The sequence below is a fragment of the Brevibacillus sp. JNUCC-41 genome (genome assembly GCF_014844095.1).
Taxonomy (GTDB): Bacteria; Bacillota; Bacilli; order Bacillales; family DSM-1321; genus Peribacillus; species Peribacillus aracenensis.
In genome coordinates this window covers 1475875-1492960 of record NZ_CP062163.1, presented here as the reverse complement: position 1 = coordinate 1492960, position 17086 = coordinate 1475875, and the positions used below count along the sequence as shown (strand labels likewise).

Sequence of the window (17086 nt, the reverse complement as noted above, 5' to 3'; positions counted from 1 at the left end):
CATAGTGATAGTAAATTCGATTAAAAAGGGACTTCTTTCAGGCTTGAATACTACTTGGTCTTTGGGGAAAGTGATATTTCCAGTCACTTTGATCGTCACTGTGCTTCAATATACGCCTGTATTGCCATTCATCATTAACTTGATAGCGCCTTTGATGAATCTCATCGGTCTTCCCGGGGATGCGGCAATTCCGCTTGTGTTAGGGAATTTCCTGAATTTATACGCGGCAATCGCTGGCATATTAACACTTGATTTGACTGTGAAAGAAGTTTTTATTATTGCTATAATGCTATCTTTTTCACATAATTTGTTGATCGAGTCAGGTGTGGCGATGAAAACCGGTGTCAAGCTGTGGATTATCTTAACAGTACGGATCGGGCTTGCCCTATTATCAGCGATCATCATCAATCTTGTCTGGCAGGGCGGATCTGAAATGGCCCAAGGAGTGGCTATCGGGGAGGCTGCAGAGTTTAACGGAGCAGGTGCAATCCTCTTACATGGGGTTCTCCAGGCCCTTTCAGGAATCGGTCAGCTGGCGGTCATCGTTATTCCGCTCATGGTGGCGGTTCAAATCATGAAAGATTTAAAATGGCTGGAAGCCTTCTCGAAAGCCCTTGCTCCCTTCATGAAGGTCCTGGGGATGAAGCCGAATGCTTCCATGCCTTTCGTTACAGGCCTGACTCTCGGTTTGGCATATGGGGCGGGCGTAATGATTCAAGCCGCTAAAGAAGATAATGTTTCGAAGAAGGATATGACGATTGCGTTCATCTTTTTAGTTGCCTGCCATGCTGTTGTAGAAGACACACTGATTTTTATTCCGCTGGGGATTCCGGTCTTGCCGTTGCTGCTTATTCGGCTGCTCACTGCCATTGTTTTAACGATGGCCGTTGCGTATATATGGAATCGGACTGACAGGGTACAGAGAAAGGAAGCTGTAATATGAACAGTAACATAACTACATTATTATTCGATCTTGATGGGACGTTGATCAATACAAATGAATTGATCATCGCCTCTTTTACGGAGACTTTAAACCACTTTTGTCCTGGAAAGTTCAATCGGGAAGATATCATTCCATTTATCGGACCTACTTTGGTCGATACTTTCACTTCCATTGATCCAAAACGAGTGGATGAAATGATCGCTTACTATCGGGAGCATAATTGGAGGAACCATGATTTGCTTGTCACACAATTTGACGGGGTGTTCGAAACCGTTCAAACGTTGAAGCAGAGCGGTTATAAATTGGCAGTCGTTACGACAAAGAAGCGCGATGTCGTCGAAAAGGGCCTGCGTTTAAGCAAACTGGATCAATTCTTTGAAGTGGTGGTCACACTGGATGAAGTGGAAAAGGCAAAGCCCGACCCAGAGCCTTTGGTAAAAGCTTTAAATCAACTAGGTTCGGTTCCTGAAGAAGCGATCATGATTGGCGACAATTATCATGATATTATGGGTGGTAAAAATGCAGGTACAAAAACGGCGGGGGTCTCATGGTCCATTAAAGGCCGTGAATTCTTGGAAAGTTATCACCCTGATTATATGCTTGAGCAGATGGCGGATTTATTGAATATCGTTGAGGTTGAAAAACTCACGGAGGCTAGAAAATGAGACGCACGTCCCGCTATCCAGTTGAAGGGGCTAATTCACTATGGCATGTATATAAGACCGTTCCATTCTGGAAAGTCGTAAAGAATTTTGTGGTGATACAGCTAGCGCGTTATACCCCTTTTCTGGGCATGAAGAATTGGCTATACAGGACTTTTTTACATATGAAAGTAGGAAAGCATACTTCGTTTGCCTTGATGGTCATGCCGGATGTGATGTTTCCGGAAAAAATATCGGTTGGGATGAATACTGTCATTGGCTATAATACGACGATTCTTGCTCATGAATATTTGATTCATGAATATCGTTTAGGAGATGTAGTCATTGGTGATGAAGTATTGATTGGAGCCAATTCGACCATTCTTCCAGGACTTTCAATTGGTAATGGGGCGATTGTCTCTGCGGGGACGCTTGTCCATAAGGATGTTCCGGAGGGAGCTTTCGTCGGGGGAAATCCAATGAAAATCATATATACCAAAGAGGAAATGCTTGAGAGAGAGCAGCAAACTTCCTTATGAGAAAAGGACTTGCCCATATATGTGGCAAGTCCTTTTTAATGGCATTTTAGGTATAACGGAGTCAGTTCATTCTTTAGATGCTCTATCACTTCGTTGATTGATACATTTTCCTCGTCCACCGTTGCTTCATACGTTTCTTTTAAAATTTGAAAAAACCTTTGCTGTGCCTGTTCATCCATGTTGAGCTTGTCCTCCTATCATCTATTAAAGATTTATGAAGAGGGGGGCAGAACAGCTTCAGCCCCGAATCTCATTTACCTATCTCCGATTTCAATAAATCGGCAACCAATACGTAACGTTCCGGTGCACTACCAATATATGAAAAAGGATAGCAGGTTGTTACTGTAAGTGTGGCTTTAGGCTTGGGAACGATCACGGTACGGTCATCTGCATCAACGATACGAACCTTCCTAACTTTATATGTAAACGTACCGGCTTCTGTCTTGGCGATCAGCAAGTCACCCTCGCCGACATTACCTAGATCCCTGAAAATTGTATCCCGATGACCGGATAAAACGGAATTATCCTTTTCGCCGGGGAGGACGGATCCCGCATAATGGCCGACGCCCTTTTCGAGTTCATCTTCGTCCGTTCCGTGATAAATTGGAAGTGTTGCCTCGATTTTTGGAATATAAAGCTCACCCATCAAATCACCTGTCTCCGGTCGTTCCTCATATAGTTCAAGCCCATCGGGAATATCAGATTTCGACTTCGGTTCGGGTAGCTTAGCCGTCGCTTCCGTTGTATCAGATTTATTCCATCTATATAGGGTATAGCCTTTTATCAGCGTATAGGCATTTGTCGTTGTAAAATAAAAACCTAAGGTTAAAATGCAAACAGCAGTGATAAGTAACGTTTTTTTCTTATGCCTGGATTGCCTATTTTTGCTCATCTTAATTAGTGAGTCTCGCTTTTCTGATTAATCCGAAAGCGATACCCATCAACACTAAACCGATTAAAGCGCCGAATAAGTAATTACCAGCCGTTTTAGGAAGCACTCCGCCTTTTTCCGTTTTAAGATCAGGTTTTGTGGATTTTTGCTTTTGCTTTTCCTTTTTTACCTCAGCCACTTTAGAAATGACCTCAGTGGATTGTTTAATGTCATTACCGGTTTCTTTCACTAAATCGGAACCGATCATTTCACCTGTCAATGTAAAATCCAGCAAAAAATTGCCGTTTAAATCATAAATGGAAACTAGTAAACTAGCATTCGTCAATTCCCTAAGTTGGAATAAAGCCTCAAGGGATAGGTTTTTCGTGACACCATCCTGAATTAAGGCGAATTTGAATTGAATTTGCAGCAAGCTTTGAAGATCATTATATATGGAAAGCAATTCTGCCACTTGTTCAGCAGATAATTCATCAATTGTTTCAAAATACTCGAGTTGATCCATCCTATCAGAGATCGCCATTAAACGAGCTTCAAAAGAAGGGTCTTCGACGATAGGCAAAAGGTGGTTCATGAACCTGTTGAGCTCTTCGTCTGTAAGGCCGATCTCAGTAAAGAGACCATCCATTAAATCGATGATCTCTTCATCATCATATTCCATCTCTTCCTCATCGTAATCCATTTCTAAATCGATGATATCCTCAATGTCGTAAATGAAATGGAAGGTATCGATGATTGAATCCCCCTCTTCCAGTTCGCCGTATTCTATTAATAATTCCGTAAGTTCCGCTTCTGTCATTTCATATTTTTTTAGTAGATTCTGTATGGTCTTAGGAGTGACGGTCGGTCCTAATGTATCTCGCAACTCTTCTACTGATCCCAGTTCATTCAATGATAAGTCGTAATAGGATAAATACTCTTCCAATTCTTCTTGCGTCATTCTAACTTCGGAAAGGTATGCATTAAGTTCATCCTGGTTGATCTTAGTTGCCGCAAAACTCTTCGTTTCGCTTAAACCCAGTGAAAAAAGAACGATAACTGCCACAATAAACGAAAAATATTTCTTCATTCCCATATCCCCCTAAAAATATATAATATTACCAAACACCTAAACATTATAAAACAGCTAAACCAAAAGGTATACATTAATAACAGTGAAAGGTTAAAAATAGGAAGAAATATTCGGGTGAAAAGGTACAACTCCTTCCGTTTGGACCTAAACCGATCATGAAAAATATCCAAGACTGCAAAGGTAGTTGAAGTAATGAAATTAGGCATATTTTCCTTGACGTAAGGTGGGGGCAGGGGTAAACTATTAATAACTTCAACCTGCTACCATATTAGCGAACTAAAGTGTATTAATCGATTATTGTGATTATTTATATTATTATGTCAGTTAATTTGATACTATTTTTATATGTTATCCGAAATGTGGATTTAAGTGTGAAACCTTGGAAAGATAAAGGGATAAGCAAAATTAGGAATGGGCACATCGGTTTTTGCCTATAGGCGGACCGATTGGATATAGATAGTAATAAAATTTCAAAAGGATGTGCAGTCGTGACAAAGCCATTTATGTTTGAAAAACCGTTAGGCATGAGAGATACATTGCCGGTGCTGTATGAAACGAAAGTATCGGCAAGAAATAAAATGAGTGATGAAATCAAGAAGTGGGGCTATCAATTTATTGAAACGCCTGCTTTGGAATATTATGAAACAATTGGCGATGCTTCGGCAATCTTGGATCAACAGTTGTTTAAACTTCTTGATTCCCAGGGGCATACACTCGTACTCCGTCCCGAGATGACAGCTCCCATTGCACGGGTGGCAGCATCCAAACTGTTAAAACAGCAAATCCCGCTTCGTCTGGCCTATTCCGCGAATGTATATCGCGCACAGCAGCGTGAAGGAGGCAGGCCGGCAGAATTCGAACAGATTGGCATTGAATGTATCGGAAATAAATCTATAAGTGCCGATGCTGAAATGATTGCCCTGCTTGCGGATGCTTTAAAGGCTGCAGGGCTTCAGGAATTTAAGATTTCCATTGGACATATCGGATTTCTGCAAGAATTTTTCTTAAGCATTCTAGGTACGGAGGAAAGAGCCTCTATATTAAGGAAGTTTTTGTATGAAAAAAATTATGTCGGTTATCGCGAGCATGTTAAATCACTGCCGCTTTCATCCATTGATAAACAACGGCTTATCGAATTTACCTCATTAAGGGGCAGTGAAGGAACCCTGATCAAGGCGCTAGGGTTGGTTGAAAATAATAAAGGGCAAGATTCTTTGACTGAACTGAAGGAATTGTCTGCGCAGCTGAAAGAATTTGACGTTGAACAATATGTTAGCTTCGACTTAACATTGGTCAGTCATATGAGTTATTACACGGGAACTTTATTTGAAGTGTATGCCGGACAAGTGGGTTCGCCAATCGGCAATGGTGGCCGGTATGATAATCTGCTTGCGAAATTCGGCTGGAATGCTTCGGCCACAGGTTTTGCAATCCGGGTGGATCGCCTTGCAGAAGCTCTTGGGGAGCCGATCCAGCCTGTCGCGCCAGAATGTATTTTATTCAGTCCCGAACGGAGATCGGAAGCAATACAATTTGCAAGGAAAAAACGCTCCGAAGGGAAATTGGTAACGATTCAAGATATTACGGTCGTCCAAAATGTCGATGCTTTTACACGGACATTTTCTGAAGTTCATTTATTCGTAGGGAATGGGGGGAATGGAAAAGATGAATAATAGCTTTTTAACGATTGCCATGCCGAAAGGGAGAATATTTGAAGAAGCGGCAGAGCTGTTAAGAAGAGCCGGTTTTCGTCTCCCTCCCGAGTTTGATGATTCCCGGAAATTGATCCTTGAAGTGGAAGAGGAGAATCTGCGGTTCATTTTAGCAAAACCGATGGATGTCGTAACATATGTGGAACACGGCGTCGCTGACATTGGAATTGCAGGGAAGGATGTCATGTTGGAAGAAGAACGTGATGTCTATGAGTTACTTGATTTGAAAATCAGTGCCTGCTACTTGGCAGTAGCTGGATTGCCTGGTACGAAAATAAGTGACATTGCCCCCAAAATAGCGAGTAAATACCCGAACGTTGCTTCCAGTTATTTTCGCGAGCAGGGGGAGCAAGTCGAGATTATAAAGTTGAATGGGTCTATTGAGTTAGCACCGTTAATCGGTTTAGCTGAACGAATCGTGGATATCGTTTCAACGGGACGGACATTGAAGGAAAACGGTCTTGTGGAGTATGCAAAAATCGCCAATGTGACTTCGAGGCTGGTAGCAAACCCTGTCAGCTATCGAATTAAAGAAGCAAGGATTACCGAAATTGTGGAACGGCTAGCAGAAATTATTGAATAGTAAAGAATCGCTAATGAGGTGAAGGTATGAAAATAGAACGGTTTGCTGAAGGGATTTCACTGAAACGCTCGGTTGAGGCAGGTACTGCCGATCAAAGAAAAGCGGTTCAGGATATTATTTATGATGTCAGGAAAAGCGGAAACGCCGCTTTACATACCTATACCGAACGTTTCGATGGTGTCAGTCCAGGGGAATTACTTGTATCGCAACAGGAATTGGAAGAAGCGACGGCGACCTTGACTGCTGAGCAGCTTGATATTATTCAAGAAGCTGCAAATAACATTCGAATGTTTCACGAGAAACAAATTCGAAATTCATGGTTTACGACTGATGATACAGGAACGATGCTAGGACAAAAATTGACACCACTTGATGCTGTAGGTGTTTATGTACCTGGAGGCACAGCGGCATATCCTTCGTCAGTATTGATGAATGTGTTGCCTGCGAAGGCCGCGGGGGTGGAACGGATCGTCATGGTTTCCCCTCCAGGAAAGGACGGGAAATTATCGCCAGCGGTTTTGGCAGCTGCCAAAATTGCCGGGGTTAAGGAAATCTATAAAGTTGGCGGGGCCCAGGCCATAGCTGCTCTCGCTTATGGGACGGAAACAATGAAGAAAGTGGATAAAATAGTGGGTCCGGGAAATATTTATGTGGCGTTAGCGAAGCGCGAAGTATTCGGGGATGTTGCCATTGATATGATAGCAGGTCCAAGTGAAATAGCGATATTGGCGGACGAATCGGCCATTGCTGCAGAAGTTGCGGCAGACTTGCTATCACAGGCGGAGCATGATGCCCGGGCATGCAGTGTTTTGGTGACGACGTCAACGTCTCTTGCGGAAGAAGTGGCAGCTGAAGTGACCAAGCAGGTGGCGTTACTTCCACGCCATGATATTGCTGCAGCATCCATAAGGGATTACGGACGGATCGTTGTATGCGGGAATATGGAAGAAGCGGTTGAAGCGATTAATGAACTTGCACCGGAACATTTGGAAATTGTGGCCAAAGATGCACTTGAAATTATGGCTAAAATCCGCCATGCCGGGGCAATCTTCATTGGCCGCTTTAGTTCAGAGCCCGTCGGGGATTACTTTGCAGGTCCCAATCATGTGTTGCCTACCAATGGAACCGCCCGTTTTTCCAGCCCGCTGAATGTGGATGATTTTCAAAAGAAATCGAGCATCATCATGTATAGTGAAACGGCCTTCCGCAAAAATGCAGAAAAAATCGCTGCATTTGCCCGGATGGAAGGACTCGAGGCTCACGCACGTGCCATTGAATCACGTGGTGTGAATGAAACCGGGAAAAAGTCCTGAATTATTAAAATAAGTGAAATCACTGATAAAGACTTTTGACATGCTTTTACATCTTGGGAAAAGGGGTCATACCCCGTTTAGGAGGAGTTGTAATGGAACGTTTTGCTAGTGTGGAGCGAAAGACGAATGAAACGGAAATAAGCTTGAAGTTTGGTGTGGATGGGGAAGGTAATTCCTCCATTAAGACGGGCGTTCCGTTCATGACGCATATGCTGGATTTGTTCACCAAACACGGGAAGTTTGATTTGACTGTAGATGCAAACGGAGATACAGACGTGGATGATCATCATACAACTGAAGATATTGGCATTTGCTTAGGGCAGACGTTATTGGAGGCCCTGGGAGACAAGCGCGGGATAAAGCGTTACGGAAATGCCTTCGTACCTATGGATGAAGCACTCGCCCAGGTTGTCATCGACTTAAGCAATCGTCCGCATCTGGAGTTCCGGGCTGAGTTTCCTTCGCAAAAGGTCGGTACTTTCGATACTGAACTGGTGCACGAGTTTCTTTGGAAATTCGCTCTTGAAGCCAGGATGAATCTGCATGTAGTCGTTCATTACGGACACAACACACACCATATCATCGAAGCGATATTCAAAGCGCTTGGACGTGCATTGGATGAAGCTACGACCATCGATCCGCGAGTCAAAGGCATCCCATCGACGAAAGGAATGTTGTAAATGATCGGGATCGTCGATTATGGCATGGGGAATTTATTTTCCGTAAGTAAAGGGCTGGAGCGCCTTGGTGCCGATTCTTTCATTTCCGATGACCCAAAAGAACTTTCAAAGTCGAATGGGATCATTCTTCCCGGCGTGGGCTCTTTCAGGGATGCCATGAGTCTCTTGGAAAAACAAAAGCTTGATGAATTCCTGAAGGAATATGTAGCCGATGGAGGTTATCTTTTAGGCATCTGCCTTGGTATGCAGCTTCTCTTTGATGAAAGTGAGGAAAATGGACCTGCAAAAGGATTATCCCTCATCCCAGGTAAAGTCGTTCGTTTCAAAGGTGTGGATGCGGATGACCAGGTTTATAAAGTGCCGCACATGGGCTGGAATCGTCTTGAATTTAAACAGGCGTCACCAGTGTATGAGGGACTGGAAGAGGAACATGTTTATTTCGTCCATTCTTACTACGTCGATACGGATGAATCATTCGTTACCGCTTCGGCGACGTATGATGTGGAAGTGCCGGCGATCGTCGGTAAAGGGAATGTTTTCGGCATGCAGTTCCATCCGGAAAAAAGCGGGAAGATGGGCATGTCACTCTTGAAAAATTATCTGTCACTAGTAGAAGGGAAGGAAGAAGCATGAGCAACTTTACTATTTACCCGGCGATTGATATGCGCGGAGGCAAGTGCGTCCGCTTAATCCAGGGAGATTACAATCAGGAAACCGTTTATGGCGATTCCCCCTTCGATATGGCTAAAAGCTTTGCGGATCAAGGAGCCGATTGGATACATATGGTCGACCTTGACGGAGCCAAAGAGGGAGTGCGCATCAATGATTCATATGTAATAAAGGCTGCAAGTGAGTTAGGGGCCCGCATTCAAATCGGCGGCGGTATCCGTACGGAACGGGATATAGCCCATTACTTGGATAATGGAGTGGAACGGGTCATTTTAGGGAGCACGGCCGTTTCAGACCCTGAGTTCACTAAAGATATGATTAGGAAATATGGAAGCCATATCGCAATCGGGATCGATGCGAAGGATGGCAGGGTCGCCACTCATGGTTGGCTTCAAACTTCTGGAACCCTTGCGATAGATCTTGGCAAATTACTGGCCGATGCTGGTGCAGAGACCTTTATCGTGACCGATATTGCGACGGATGGGATGCTTTCAGGTCCGAATGTGAAAGGCATATTGGCCATGGCGGAGGCAACTGGTAAAAACGTGATCGCTTCGGGAGGCATTAGTTCACTCGAAGACCTTATCACCCTCAAAGAGAATGAAGCCCAAGGCATTGCAGGGGCAATCATTGGCAAGGCACTTTATACCAATCGCTTTACTGTAGAAGAAGCACTAGAAAAGGTGCGTGGTTAAATGCTCACTAAACGAATTATTCCATGTCTCGATGTAAAGGATGGGCGTGTAGTCAAAGGTATACAATTTGTGTCCCTTAGGGATGCTGGAGATCCGGTCGAACTTGCATCCTTTTACGACCAGGAAGGTGCCGATGAGCTTGTCTTCCTGGATATTTCCGCATCACATGAAGGCAGGGAAACGATCGTCGATGTCGTTCAAGCGGTAGCGGGCAGCTTGGCAATCCCGTTCACGGTGGGCGGCGGCATTAATTCATTGGCGGATATGAAGAAAATCTTACGAGCAGGTGCCGATAAGGTATCCTTGAATACAGCAGCCATCCTGCGCCCCGATTTAATAAATGAAGGTGCTGATTATTTTGGTTCCCAATGTATCGTTGTCGCCATGGACGCCCGGTATGACGAAGAGCTTGGGTCATGGCGCGTATTTACCCACGGCGGTCGGAAACCGACTGAATGGGAAGTGGTCGAGTGGGCAAAAGAGGCCGTAACCCGCGGTGCAGGTGAAATTTTATTGACAAGCATGGATTGTGACGGTGAGAAAAAAGGGTTTAATATCGCTTTGACAAAAGCGGTATCTGAAGCCGTTTCAGTGCCGGTCATCGCCTCAGGCGGGGCTGGTAACGCCGAGCATTTCGAGGAAGCCTTCCAAGAAGGTAAAGCCGACGCAGCATTAGCCGCATCGATTTTTCATTATAAGGAAACATCCGTCAAAGAAGTCAAAGCGTTTCTCAAACAACAAGGAGTGGTTGTACGATGAATCTTGAAACTATTAAATACGACGAAAAAGGCCTGGTACCGGCAATTATTCAAGATGCAGGAACAGGCGAAGTGCTGACACTTGCTTACATGAACCAAGAATCGCTGCAATTGTCGATTGAAAAAGGTGAAACTGTCTTCTTCAGCCGCTCGCGCAATGAATTATGGCATAAAGGGGCGACCAGCGGCAATACCCAGAAAATCATCGAGATGAAGTATGACTGTGATCAAGATGCATTGGTCGTGCGGGTCGTTCCTGCAGGACCCGCATGCCATACAGGGGCAACAAGCTGTTTTAGTGAAACGGTTTACCAAAACAGTGAAGCTGGACAAGACGTGAAGGCGAATGTGACTTTCTTGTCGGAATTGGAAAGATTGATTGAAAAAAGAAAATCGGAAAGGCCTGAAGGTTCATATACTACCTACTTATTCGATAAGGGCGTTGATAAGATCCTGAAAAAAGTCGGTGAAGAAGCGGCAGAAGTAATCATTGCAGCTAAGAACCGGGATGCAGAGGAACTTTCGATGGAAAGTGCCGATCTCCTCTATCATTTATTCGTTCTTCTTCGGGAGCAGGAGTTGCCTTTCCAAGCAGTACTTGATGTATTGAAAGCTAGACATGCCGATAAGGACGAACCGAAAGAAACCGAATGAATGGTGATCGCGCCCTCCGTGAATTGAAGGGCTCAGACTGAAGACAAACTCGATGAAAATCAAGTTTGTCTTCAGTTTTTTTATGGCTTATACATTTGGACGTTGATTTCCGCTCAAGAAACTCGCTTTCCGCGGGCGGTCCGGGAGCCTCCTCGGTTTGTGCCTGCGGGGTCTCCCCTAGACGCACTTTTCTAAGCAGGAGTCTCGCACCTTCCTCTCCAATCAACTTGTGCTACTAATGAAAACCATACCTGAGGTTTGAAGGTGTTTCTATGTTAGGGACTATTATTGATGAAAGAGAATCCCCATTTGGCTAGGGATATAATTCCGATTTTTTCTTAAAGAAGGTATGGTAATTAACGTTTTCCATTTTCTTGAATTGTTCGGCAAATTTTCTCCAATATGTTATAATACTATGGTTAATCAACTTGTAGATGGAGGATTACATGAGTAAAGACTCTAAATTTGGCCAACAGGCACAAATTCTAACTTTTCACCCAACAGGTGAGTATTATTTCACTAAGGGTTTAAAAGCTTATCATAGACGAGAATTACCTAAATCAAAAAAATACCTGGAACGTGCGCTGGAACTTGAACCTGCTGAACCGATGATAGCTTGTCAATTGGCAATCACCTGCTCGGAAATCGGTGAATATAATTATTCAAACAACCTATTGGAGAACATCTTGGATGTGATGGATCCCTATATGTCGGAATGTCATTACTTCCTGGCGAATAATTATGCCCACTTAGGCATGTTCAAGGAGGCTTATCGTCACGCCAGTGCTTATCTTGATAAAGAAGAAGACGGGGAGTTCAGCGATGACGCAGAGGATCTGCTTGAACTGATAACTTTTGAGTCGGATGAATCAGAAGAAAACCCCTTTAAGCATGATGGGCTCATTACCAAACAGGAACAAGCCCGCGAGTACCTGGAATCAGGCAATTTCCCGAAGGCAATCGAAGTACTGAAAGAAACGATTGCAGAGTACAAGGATTACTGGTCCGCTTATAATAACCTAGCACTTGCCTATTTCTATCTTGGTCAAGTAAATGAAGCATTTGAAACACTTGATGAGGTATTGGAAAAAAGTCCGGGAAACCTGCATGCGCTTTGTAACCTTGTTGTTTTTCATCATTATCAACAGGATGAAGCAAAGGTTGAAGAGCTCATACAGATGCTGGAGAAAATTCGGCCGATGCTATCCGAACATCGTTTCAAGCTTGGAGCGACCTTCGCTTTGATCGGAAACTATGCTTCTGCATATAAATGGCTGAAAGGACTTCAAAAGCAAGGGTTCGAGGGAGATGGAACCTTTTACTATTGGCTTACCATTTCCGCTTACCACTTAGGCCATGAACAGTCTGCCAAAAAGGCATGGAAAAAGGTCGTGGAAATGAACCCGGAAAAGGAAGGCATGGAGCCTTGGGGAGATATGAATGCAACTTCAGATGGTTTTGAACATCATTTTCCTTCTATTACAAAAAGGCTGGAAAGTGAATTCATCGAGGAAAGGCTGTTTGCCATTTTCCTTCTGAAACATTCGGTTCATAAACAGAAGCTATTGAAAAACCAGGTCCTTAACCTAAATCAGAATTTCACTGATTTGGAACGTGATTATGCCGACCTTGTTCAAGTTCCTGCTAAAGATCGCCAATTAACACCGATTGATTTTGCCGATCGTACAGCCGAGTTATTATATCGGCATTTCCAACCGATACAATTAAATGAAGCCGGGCTCTATTTAATGTGGTTTTCCGTCTTCATCGAAGCGGTGAAATCCGAGCAGAAGTTAAATAATCCAGCAGGCTGGGCATCTGCTGTGGAGTACGTGTGGAATCAGCTTAAAAATGAGAAGGTAAGCAAACAGGCAATCGCAGACAAACATTTCATATCGGTGTCCACCTTATCGAAGTACGTAAAGTTGGTTGAAAACTTACTGGGATGAGCAAATATTTGGACGAAAAATTATTTGTTATATAGGATAATAGGTAGGGAACACTAACTCGTAGTGAAGGTTCCATTTGTAATGGAATATGGAGGAGTGAAAACATGTCTGAAAAAATTTATGACGTTGTTATTATTGGAGCTGGTCCTGCAGGGATGACGGCGGCTGTCTATACATCACGTGCGAACCTCTCAACATTGATGTTGGAACGCGGAGTACCGGGCGGGCAAATGGCAAATACTGAGGAAGTGGAAAATTATCCTGGATTCGACACGATACTCGGACCTGAACTTTCAACGAAAATGTTTGACCATGCAAAGAAATTCGGTGCGGAGTATGCCTATGGGGATGTTAAAGAAATCATTGACGGTGAAGAGTATAAAACGATCAAATCCGGTTCCAAGGAATTCAAAGCACGTTCAATCATCATTTCATCTGGTGCCGAATACAAGAAAATCGGCGTTTCAGGCGAAAAAGAATTGGGCGGCCGCGGTGTATCGTATTGTGCCGTTTGTGATGGTGCTTTCTTCAAGCAAAAAGAACTGTTCGTTATCGGCGGCGGAGACTCTGCTGTTGAAGAGGGTGTGTACTTAACCCGTTTCGCCTCAAAAGTGACGATCGTACACAGACGTGACGAACTTCGTGCTCAAAAGATTCTTCAAGATCGTGCATTTGCCAATGAAAAAATTGACTTCATCTGGAATCATACTTTGAAGGAAATCAATGAAAAAGGCGGCAAAGTCGGCGGTGTCACTCTAGTTTCCACTGAAAACGGAGAAGAGACAGTGATGGACGCAGACGGTGTATTCATTTATATCGGAATGCTTCCGCTAACTAAACCATTTGAGGGCTTGGGCATCTTGAATTCCACAGGCTATATTGAAACGAATGATCGGATGGAAACACGCGTCCCTGGTATTTTTGCTGCTGGTGACGTTCGTGAAAAAACATTGCGCCAGATCGTTACAGCTACAGGCGATGGAAGCATTGCCGCTCAATCCGCTCAGCATTTTGTTGAGGAACTTCAAGAAAAATTGCAGCCAAAGGCTTGATTTTCAAGAATATAAAATCGTAATTCCGTTTTAACGACGTTGTAACACGCGTGAAATAATTATTGGGTATAGTATGGGTAGAAGTTGACCCCCTTTAATTATAAACGTTTAAGGACACAGATTAAGTTTCTGTGTCTTTTTTTTGTTTTCCTGCTTTGAGACTATATCTTTGGTTCCAATTTTTAGGGGTTTTTAATGCGGAATAAGCTAGCCCTTTGCATTTAGGCAGCGAAAGTGGAGAAGAATAGGAGTTAAGCAGGATAAAGACTTACCTATGTGATTTTTTGCGAATGAATATTCCCCCAATGCAGGAAGTTTACTTTATTGTTAGCTCATTTCAAAAATAGTATAATGATAAGATATACTAAACATAATCTTTCATAATGGTAAGAAGATGAAAAATACAACTTGTTTGAACTATTAGCATTTGTAAATCGCCAAATGGATATCTAGCGGCGGTTTAAGAATATAAACTGAATCCCTTCAACATGGAGGGGAAGGTTTCTATAGTCGAGCAGAGCCAATTGAGGTGAAGAACGTGCAACGTGTCACAAACTGTGTATTGATAAAAGATAATCAAATCCTCTTATTGAAAAAGCCTAGACGCGGATGGTGGGTAGCTCCAGGCGGCAAGATGGAACCTGGGGAATCTGTACGCGATGCCTGCATTAGGGAATATCGCGAAGAAACGGGTGTTTATTTAAAAAACCCTTCCATCAAAGGCATTTTCACCTTCATTATGAAGGACGGAGATAAAGTTTTGTCAGAATGGATGATGTTCACTTTCTTTGCAACGGATTCCGATGGTGTAAATGTGGATGTTTGTGAAGAAGGGGAGCTTAGCTGGCATCCGGTTGAAGATGTTAAAAAGCTGATGATGGCTGAAGGTGATTTTCACATCCTGGACTATATGGTTCATGGAAGTGGGATCATCTATGGAACATTTACCTATACGCCTGAATTTAAGCTGCTTTCTTACCGATTGGATCCAGGTTAATTTTTAAATATAAAAAAAGATATACATGGGGGCGGAGAAACTATGAGTACAGGGCAGATGAGTGAAACGCAATTGGTCATCATTACCGGAATGTCCGGAGCGGGTAAGACAGTGGCGGTTCAAAGTTTTGAAGACCTCGGATTTTTTTGCGTCGATAATTTGCCGCCCACGTTATTGCCAAAGTTTTTGGAGTTAATGAAGGACTCCGGGAATAAGATGAATAAAGTGGCCCTTGTCATGGATTTAAGGGGGAGGGAGTTTTTTGATTCCTTATTTCTTGCACTGGATAATTTAACGGATACAGCTGCAGTATCACCAAGAATCCTTTTTCTTGAAGCTGATGATGATTCCTTGGTACGCAGATATAAGGAAACGAGAAGGACCCACCCACTTGCTCCATTAGGACGGCCATTGGAAGGCATTAAAATGGAACGGGAACTTTTGGACGAATTGAAGGGAAGGGCTCAATTGATCTTTAATACTTCCCAACTGAAACCGCGCGAATTGAGGGAGAAAATCGCTTCGGAATTTTCTGCCGATAAAAGTGTCGGCTTTACAGTCAATGTCATGTCGTTCGGGTTCAAGCATGGTCTGCCCATAGATGCCGACCTAGTGTTTGATGTACGTTTCCTGCCAAATCCATATTATATTGACCATATGAGACCAAGGACTGGCTTGGAACAGGAAGTGTCGAGTTACGTTTTAAAATGGAGCGAGACGCAAAAATTCTTGGAAAAAGTGACCGATCTGCTTGCATTCATGCTTCCATATTATAAACGTGAAGGGAAGGCACAGCTTGTTGTTGCGATTGGTTGTACAGGCGGTCAGCACCGTTCGGTAGCGTTGACGGAGTATATTTCAAACCACTTCAAAAAGGATTACAGGGTTCAAGTATCACATCGCGATATCGAGAAAAGTAAGGGGAAAGCAGATGTTAAATAATAAGAAACAACCTAAGGTTGTGATCATTGGAGGGGGAACCGGCCTGCCCGTTTTACTGAGAGGGTTAAAGAAGCATCCAGTGGATATTACGGCAATCGTTACGGTAGCTGATGATGGTGGCAGTTCAGGCCGCCTTCGCGAGGATATGGATATCCCCGCTCCGGGTGATATTCGTAACGTGCTGGCTGCATTATCGGATGTAGAGCCCCTTGTTGAACAAATGTTTCAACATCGCTTTCAGAGTAAAAATGAGTTGTCCGGGCATTCGCTGGGGAATTTGATACTGGCGGCAATGACTTCGTTGACAGGCGATTTCGTCCATGCGATCCAGGAAATGAGCAAATTCCTTAATGTCCGCGGTAAAGTGCTTCCGGCTGCCAACCAAAGTGTGGTTCTCCATGCGGAGATGGATGACGGAACGATTGTTACAGGAGAATCCAAGATCCCCTTCTCAGGAAAGAAAATAAAAAAAGTTTTTCTGTCTCCTCATCATATAAAGCCGCTCAGTGAAACTCTCCAGGAAATCAAGCAGGCAGATCTTATTGTCATAGGTCCAGGAAGTCTATATACTAGCATTCTGCCTAACTTACTTGTCCCTGGCCTAGGAGAAGAGGTTGCCCGTTCCAAGGCTAAAAAGGTGTACATTTGCAATTTGATGACACAAGCTGGCGAGACGCTGGATTATAGTGCGAGCGATCATATAAAAGCGATATATGACCATATGGGGAATGCATATATTGACAGGATACTTGTTAACAATGAAGAAATACCAACCGAGATTCAGCAACGCTATCAAGCTGAATATGCCAAACCGGTCATGTATGATGTGGAAAGTTTAAAACGGATGGGTCTTGAAATTATACAAGAACGCATTTTCAGCTATGAGGGGAATGTAATACGCCATGACACGAAAAAAGTGGCGGATTTGCTTTATAGCATGCTTATAAATGAAACTAAAAGCCCCATAATACCGTAGATATAAGCGGGGCCGGTTTTTT

General features: G+C 43.5%; 19 protein-coding genes. 16 read left to right on the top strand and 3 right to left on the bottom strand.

The features are described from left to right. Positions 1-7 precede the first annotated feature (7 nt). Genes JNUCC41_RS07485 through JNUCC41_RS07475 form a run of 3 tightly spaced genes read left to right on the top strand, consistent with a single transcriptional unit; the run spans position 8 to position 2123 of the window. On the top strand, positions 8-943 hold the full coding sequence (locus JNUCC41_RS07485; protein WP_428834144.1) for a nucleoside recognition domain-containing protein: 936 nt from the start codon (positions 8-10) through the stop codon (positions 941-943). Further along, complete coding sequence (gene ppaX, locus JNUCC41_RS07480; protein ID WP_192207109.1) at positions 940-1608, top strand: pyrophosphatase PpaX; 669 nt, start codon at positions 940-942, stop codon at positions 1606-1608. The genes JNUCC41_RS07485 and ppaX overlap by 4 nt, the downstream gene beginning before the upstream one ends. Further along, positions 1605-2123, top strand: a complete 519-nt coding sequence (locus JNUCC41_RS07475; RefSeq protein ID WP_192207107.1) for an acyltransferase — start codon at positions 1605-1607, stop codon at positions 2121-2123. Before ppaX ends, JNUCC41_RS07475 begins: the two co-directional genes overlap by 4 nt. 35 nt (positions 2124-2158) lie before the next feature. Here the strand turns inward: JNUCC41_RS07475 and JNUCC41_RS07470 are convergent, their stop codons facing one another. The 3 genes from JNUCC41_RS07470 to JNUCC41_RS07460 all read right to left on the bottom strand — a co-directional run bounded on the left by JNUCC41_RS07470 (position 2159) and on the right by JNUCC41_RS07460 (position 4081). Then, complete coding sequence (locus JNUCC41_RS07470; protein ID WP_192207105.1) at positions 2159-2302, bottom strand: YwzD family small protein; 144 nt, start codon at positions 2300-2302, stop codon at positions 2159-2161. Between the two features lie 71 nt (positions 2303-2373). Further along, positions 2374-3015 carry a class D sortase gene (locus JNUCC41_RS07465; protein WP_192207103.1) on the bottom strand — a complete coding sequence of 214 codons (642 nt, stop codon included), beginning with the start codon at positions 3013-3015 and terminating at the stop codon, positions 2374-2376. Between the two features lies 1 nt (position 3016). Beyond that, positions 3017-4081, bottom strand: coding sequence for a processed acidic surface protein (locus JNUCC41_RS07460; protein WP_192207101.1), 1065 nt, complete (start codon positions 4079-4081; stop codon positions 3017-3019). Positions 4082-4572: 491 nt separating this feature from the next. Here JNUCC41_RS07460 and JNUCC41_RS07455 point away from each other — a divergent pair, with 491 nt between their 5' ends. The 13 genes from JNUCC41_RS07455 (at position 4573) to JNUCC41_RS07395 (ending at position 17064) form a co-directional block, all read left to right on the top strand. Continuing rightward, on the top strand, positions 4573-5757 hold the full coding sequence (locus tag JNUCC41_RS07455; protein ID WP_192207099.1) for an ATP phosphoribosyltransferase regulatory subunit: 1185 nt from the start codon (positions 4573-4575) through the stop codon (positions 5755-5757). After that, positions 5750-6379: an ATP phosphoribosyltransferase gene (gene hisG, locus JNUCC41_RS07450; protein ID WP_034311625.1), complete on the top strand. Its 630-nt coding sequence runs from the start codon at positions 5750-5752 to the stop codon at positions 6377-6379. The genes JNUCC41_RS07455 and hisG overlap by 8 nt, the downstream gene beginning before the upstream one ends. Before the next feature lie 26 nt (positions 6380-6405). After that, positions 6406-7692: a histidinol dehydrogenase gene (hisD, locus tag JNUCC41_RS07445; RefSeq protein WP_192207097.1), complete on the top strand. Its 1287-nt coding sequence runs from the start codon at positions 6406-6408 to the stop codon at positions 7690-7692. A gap of 92 nt (positions 7693-7784) precedes the next feature. Continuing rightward, positions 7785-8372 (top strand): imidazoleglycerol-phosphate dehydratase HisB, encoded by a 588-nt coding sequence (hisB, locus tag JNUCC41_RS07440; RefSeq protein ID WP_192207095.1) that lies wholly within the window; start codon positions 7785-7787, stop codon positions 8370-8372. Next, positions 8373-9005 (top strand): imidazole glycerol phosphate synthase subunit HisH, encoded by a 633-nt coding sequence (gene hisH, locus JNUCC41_RS07435; RefSeq protein WP_192207093.1) that lies wholly within the window; start codon positions 8373-8375, stop codon positions 9003-9005. Further along, positions 9002-9736 carry a 1-(5-phosphoribosyl)-5-[(5-phosphoribosylamino)methylideneamino]imidazole-4-carboxamide isomerase gene (gene hisA / locus JNUCC41_RS07430; protein WP_192207091.1) on the top strand — a complete coding sequence of 245 codons (735 nt, stop codon included), beginning with the start codon at positions 9002-9004 and terminating at the stop codon, positions 9734-9736. Before hisH ends, hisA begins: the two co-directional genes overlap by 4 nt. After that, positions 9737-10495 carry an imidazole glycerol phosphate synthase subunit HisF gene (gene hisF, locus JNUCC41_RS07425; RefSeq protein WP_192207089.1) on the top strand — a complete coding sequence of 253 codons (759 nt, stop codon included), beginning with the start codon at positions 9737-9739 and terminating at the stop codon, positions 10493-10495. Further along, on the top strand, positions 10492-11148 hold the full coding sequence (hisIE, locus tag JNUCC41_RS07420) for a bifunctional phosphoribosyl-AMP cyclohydrolase/phosphoribosyl-ATP diphosphatase HisIE (RefSeq protein WP_192207087.1): 657 nt from the start codon (positions 10492-10494) through the stop codon (positions 11146-11148). Before hisF ends, hisIE begins: the two co-directional genes overlap by 4 nt. A gap of 446 nt (positions 11149-11594) precedes the next feature. Next, on the top strand, positions 11595-13097 hold the full coding sequence (locus tag JNUCC41_RS07415) for a tetratricopeptide repeat protein (protein ID WP_192207085.1): 1503 nt from the start codon (positions 11595-11597) through the stop codon (positions 13095-13097). Between the two features lie 104 nt (positions 13098-13201). Then, positions 13202-14149: a thioredoxin-disulfide reductase gene (gene trxB / locus JNUCC41_RS07410; RefSeq protein WP_192207083.1), complete on the top strand. Its 948-nt coding sequence runs from the start codon at positions 13202-13204 to the stop codon at positions 14147-14149. Between the two features lie 538 nt (positions 14150-14687). Beyond that, a complete protein-coding gene (locus tag JNUCC41_RS07405) occupies positions 14688-15146 on the top strand; it encodes an NUDIX hydrolase (RefSeq protein ID WP_063233957.1) in 459 nt (152 codons plus the stop codon). A 42-nt stretch (positions 15147-15188) separates the two neighbouring features. Then, entirely contained in the window at positions 15189-16088 is a 900-nt protein-coding gene (gene rapZ / locus JNUCC41_RS07400; protein WP_141992821.1) for an RNase adapter RapZ, read from the top strand. Beyond that, entirely contained in the window at positions 16078-17064 is a 987-nt protein-coding gene (locus JNUCC41_RS07395) for a gluconeogenesis factor YvcK family protein (protein WP_192207082.1), read from the top strand. Before rapZ ends, JNUCC41_RS07395 begins: the two co-directional genes overlap by 11 nt. Positions 17065-17086 lie beyond the last annotated feature (22 nt).

Bases quoted from the DNA above. Each gene is read 5' to 3' on its own strand.
- ppaX (WP_192207109.1), top strand. From the start codon at position 940: ATGAACAGTAACATAACTACATTATTATTCGATCTTGATGGGACGTTG.
- JNUCC41_RS07475 (WP_192207107.1), top strand. From the start codon at position 1,605: ATGAGACGCACGTCCCGCTATCCAGTTGAAGGGGCTAATTCACTATGG.
- JNUCC41_RS07470 (WP_192207105.1), bottom strand. From the start codon at position 2,302: ATGGATGAACAGGCACAGCAAAGGTTTTTTCAAATTTTAAAAGAAACG.
- JNUCC41_RS07465 (WP_192207103.1), bottom strand. From the start codon at position 3,015: ATGAGCAAAAATAGGCAATCCAGGCATAAGAAAAAAACGTTACTTATC.
- JNUCC41_RS07460 (WP_192207101.1), bottom strand. From the start codon at position 4,081: ATGAAGAAATATTTTTCGTTTATTGTGGCAGTTATCGTTCTTTTTTCA.
- hisG (WP_034311625.1), top strand. From the start codon at position 5,750: ATGAATAATAGCTTTTTAACGATTGCCATGCCGAAAGGGAGAATATTT.
- hisD (WP_192207097.1), top strand. From the start codon at position 6,406: ATGAAAATAGAACGGTTTGCTGAAGGGATTTCACTGAAACGCTCGGTT.
- hisB (WP_192207095.1), top strand. From the start codon at position 7,785: ATGGAACGTTTTGCTAGTGTGGAGCGAAAGACGAATGAAACGGAAATA.
- hisH (WP_192207093.1), top strand. From the start codon at position 8,373: ATGATCGGGATCGTCGATTATGGCATGGGGAATTTATTTTCCGTAAGT.
- hisA (WP_192207091.1), top strand. From the start codon at position 9,002: ATGAGCAACTTTACTATTTACCCGGCGATTGATATGCGCGGAGGCAAG.
- hisF (WP_192207089.1), top strand. From the start codon at position 9,737: ATGCTCACTAAACGAATTATTCCATGTCTCGATGTAAAGGATGGGCGT.
- hisIE (WP_192207087.1), top strand. From the start codon at position 10,492: ATGAATCTTGAAACTATTAAATACGACGAAAAAGGCCTGGTACCGGCA.
- JNUCC41_RS07415 (WP_192207085.1), top strand. From the start codon at position 11,595: ATGAGTAAAGACTCTAAATTTGGCCAACAGGCACAAATTCTAACTTTT.
- trxB (WP_192207083.1), top strand. From the start codon at position 13,202: ATGTCTGAAAAAATTTATGACGTTGTTATTATTGGAGCTGGTCCTGCA.
- rapZ (WP_141992821.1), top strand. From the start codon at position 15,189: ATGAGTACAGGGCAGATGAGTGAAACGCAATTGGTCATCATTACCGGA.
- JNUCC41_RS07395 (WP_192207082.1), top strand. From the start codon at position 16,078: ATGTTAAATAATAAGAAACAACCTAAGGTTGTGATCATTGGAGGGGGA.